At 38.4% G+C, this 3,676-nt stretch carries 5 protein-coding genes; 4 read left to right on the top strand and 1 reads right to left on the bottom strand.

From position 1 onward, the window contains the following. The 4 genes from EWM59_RS27295 to EWM59_RS27280 all read left to right on the top strand — a co-directional run. On the top strand, positions 1-1,319 hold a 1,319-nt coding region (locus EWM59_RS27295; RefSeq protein ID WP_207220074.1), incomplete at its 5' end, for a hypothetical protein. Between the two features lie 145 nt (positions 1,320-1,464). Next, positions 1,465-1,671 carry a CcmD family protein gene (locus EWM59_RS27290; RefSeq protein ID WP_130024352.1) on the top strand — a complete coding sequence of 69 codons (207 nt, stop codon included), beginning with the start codon at positions 1,465-1,467 and terminating at the stop codon, positions 1,669-1,671. Continuing rightward, positions 1,668-2,114 (top strand): cytochrome c maturation protein CcmE domain-containing protein, encoded by a 447-nt coding sequence (locus EWM59_RS27285; protein WP_130024351.1) that lies wholly within the window; start codon positions 1,668-1,670, stop codon positions 2,112-2,114. The genes EWM59_RS27290 and EWM59_RS27285 overlap by 4 nt, the downstream gene beginning before the upstream one ends. 6 nt (positions 2,115-2,120) lie before the next feature. Beyond that, positions 2,121-2,510 carry a thiol-disulfide oxidoreductase DCC family protein gene (locus tag EWM59_RS27280; protein WP_130024350.1) on the top strand — a complete coding sequence of 130 codons (390 nt, stop codon included), beginning with the start codon at positions 2,121-2,123 and terminating at the stop codon, positions 2,508-2,510. Between the two features lie 44 nt (positions 2,511-2,554). Here EWM59_RS27280 and EWM59_RS27275 read toward each other — a convergent pair. Next, the coding region (locus EWM59_RS27275; protein ID WP_130020692.1) for an IS4 family transposase at positions 2,555-3,676 on the bottom strand (1,122 nt) is incomplete at its 5' end.

Raw genomic sequence — 3,676 nt, 5'->3', positions numbered from 1 at the left:
AGCGACTGAAAGAATTAGAGGCGAGTCGGGATTTGTGGAAGCGTAAATATAAGACCTTACAATCCTCAGAATTGCGTTCTGTCAAGCAAAATTCAGGTCGGATTACTAAAGCTCAAGGATATCAGTACAGTGTTCAGACTATTCAAATGAGTGTATACTTATACTTGGTTTTAGGCTGTGGCTATAGAGGAATTGTAAAGATTTTGCTATACATTCAGTTAGAATTCGGTGTTTTAGGCGTCTTACCCAGTAAAAGTATCATTGCTGTATGGGTGCAGAAATTAGGCTACTATAAATATACTCATCCAGTCTGTGAGCTTGGTAAGTCCTATGGTTTAATCATTGATGAGTGTATGGTAATCGGTCAGCAAAGGTTAGTACTTATCTTGGGAGTAGCTGCCCAAAAAGAGCAGCCAACTGCTTTAAACTATGAACAGGTCAGTGTTTTGTCTATCGCAGTGCGATCATCCTGGAAAGCGGAAGATATTAGGGCAGAGATTGAAAAAGTGACAGAAAAAATGGGTAGTAAACCTGTCTATATTATCAGTGATGGCAATAGTAATTTACGCAAGGGTATTGGTGATAGTGGTTGTATCAGGATTGCAGACGTCTCTCATCAAATAGCCTTGATAGTAGAGAAACACTATCGTAACCATGGTAAGTTTATCAGTTGGCAGCAAGCCATCGCACAGGCTAAATTTCAAGGAATCATGAGAGAGGTGGCCTACTTGCTTCCACCTAAACAAAGAGTGATTGCTCGGTTCATGAATTTAGAGCCCAGTATTGTCTGGTCAAAGAAGATTATTACTTGTTTTGAAACCTTTTCAGCCAAAGAACAAGACTTTTTTAGACCTATCAAACAGCATCAGGGCTTAATTGAAGAGCTTCAAGCAGTTTTTCAAATGAGTCAACAGGTAATAGATTTACTGAAAATCAAAGGGTTATCTTATGAAAATATTGAGCAATGTAAGGATGTGCTTAAAAAACATCACCTGAGAGTGGATGGAAAAATAATCACAGCTATTGAAGAGTATTTACAGACAGAAAAGTTAAAATTACCTAATGCAGACACTGTTTGGAATTGCTGTTCAAACTGTTTGGAGTCTTTGTTTGCTAAATTCAAGCAAAAACTACCTGCCAATCCATTGCATGGCATTACCAAGCAAGTATTGGCACTACCACTTAGAACAAACAAAGGACTTAAGTTCGACATAAAGACAGCCTTAGAAGAGGTTTCTATGGCAGATTTAGACCAATGGGGTAAGGCAGTACTCGCTGATAAGCAAGTTCTTAGAAGGAAAAATACATTAAGAATATGAAAGAACTTTTTTACAGATTGGACAACCTACCCATAGGGACGATATATCTGTAGAAATAAGTAGTATGTATAATTTCGTATCCCGTAGGGATAATATATTAATAGTAGTAGTTTCATCTAATGAGTTTAAATTAATACCGATATACATGAAAAAAATAATAGCATTTTTAACCTTAACACTCCTGATTTCAACCAATCTATTTGCGCAGCAAGAGGTAGAAATGGCTGATAAAATGCGTGAAGACGGGAAAATATGGGTAGTAGTGGCTGTAATTGCCGTAGTTTTTCTGGGAATTATTAGTTATTTAGTTTTGTTAGATAGAAAGATTAGTAAAATAGAAAAAGGTTTATGAAAAAATCACATATTATCGCATTAGGAGTAATTGCGATAGCTGTTGGAATTATTATTTCTACTGTGGGCGACGCCAGTACTTATGTAGGCTTTAGCGAAGCGGAAGATTTGGCTAAAAACGGCAATAACAAGTCTATCCACGTAGTGGGTTCATTAAAGAAAGATACACAGGGCAATATCGTAGGAATGATATATGACCCTGTAACTGACCCGAACAGTTTTCAGTTTACCATGATTGACTCTTTACAACGTGAAGAGAAAGTGATTTATAACCAACCGAAACCACAGGATTTGGATAAGTCAGAGAAAGTGGTAGTAGTAGGTAGCATGGATTTACAGAATAAAGTTTTTCGTGCTGAACAAATCTTATTGAAATGCCCATCGAAATACAATAATGGAGAGCTAAATCCGGAAGGAGAGAAAGCAGTTTCGATGCAAAAATAATAAGCTATGGTAGTCTTATTTGATGGTGTCTGTAATTTCTGTAATGCTTCTATCAATTTTCTGATTGATAGAGACCAAAAAGGAGTGTTCAAATTCGCCGCTTTGCAGTCAGAACCCGGAAGAGCTATTCTTGCCAAGTACCAGATTACTACTATAACTGATTTTGATAGTGTAATACTGGAAAAAGACGGCAGACTCTATCAGAAATCTGATGCAGCACTGGAGATAGCCCGAAATATGAATGGACTCTGGAAGTTGTTGTATGGCTTTAAGATAGTCCCCAAGTTTATCCGTGATTTTGTCTATGATTTGGTAGCTAAAAACCGCTATCGGTTTATGGGGAAAATGGATGCCTGCCGGCTACCGACGCCTGAACTGAAAGCGAGATTCTTATAAAATCCTCCTCACCCCCAACCCCTCTCCTTGAAATAGGGTGAGTTTTACCCATAAGTACGGTTTTTTTGTAAAAATAAGTTCTTTGACATATTGAGACCATCAACAAGTGCCTGGAAATAAATCCAACCTTTCCAGATTGTTTGCCATCCGGGCATACCAGCCTGTTTGATACCCTGATGCCCTCCCATCCTGGCTAAAAGCAGCATAAACCATAAATTGGTATGCTTCTGGGCAAAAGTTAAGTCAATAGGCATCAGATATTTATCGGCAGCTATGTCAGCCATCATTAACTCATCCTGTGAGAGTAATTCATTAATCAGATGATTAGTCGTCTTCTGGGCATGCTCTTTGAGAGCTAAATATCTTGTTCTTAATAAACCAATCGCTATTAAACTCAATAGACTGATGGTATTAAAGAGTGCTTGTGGGGATTGTAATTGTCTTTGTTGGATACTACAACCCGTTTTGAGACATTTATGAAAATCTTCACAGGTAGTCCATCTGCGGGTATAGGTATCAATAATAGCTACCGCCTCTGCTAAAGTCTTTACCGGCACATTGGTAAGTATCATCCAATGGGCTAAGTCTTGTCCTTTGATAGGTTGAAGTTGCTGCAAGGTGAGTACATAAATAGGTTTAATTAAATCCTGTAAGTCAACTTTTGCAAAAGTAATCTGACACTCACATAGGTGTGCTTTGCCTTTGGCATCTAAGAGCGAACGTTCAACAATCCCACCAGGGGTTAAACTTTGCAAATAGGGCTTCAGGGTTTGAGTACTGTTTTTGAGTTTACGGTCATGTCTGCCATTGATAATAAAGAGTTGTCGATGGGTAAGTGCATAATTGAAGACCTCTGCCACATCAGCTTCTTTATCAGCTACTTGTACAACCGATATACCCGTTTTACGTCCATATTTACGGGCAAAATCAATGGCTTCAATCCATTTAGCACTCTCCTTTTCTTCAAAAGGACGCAGGTGTCTTTGATGACGTTTACCATAATCATCCCTATCTCTTTGTATGAACTCTTGGATGGGTAAGCCTAAAGGTACATAATGGTTGTCTGTCAGAATACCATTATGTATTAATACTCCATTATCGCTTCCGGTTTGAAGGTAGCCTAAATCCATCTGACGGGTAGGATAATTGCCCACTGTACTATCCTG

This window comes from Emticicia agri, from assembly GCF_004168285.1.
In the GTDB taxonomy this organism is placed as follows: domain Bacteria; phylum Bacteroidota; class Bacteroidia; order Cytophagales; family Spirosomataceae; genus Emticicia; species Emticicia agri.
This window is presented reverse-complemented; position numbering and strand designations above follow the sequence as displayed.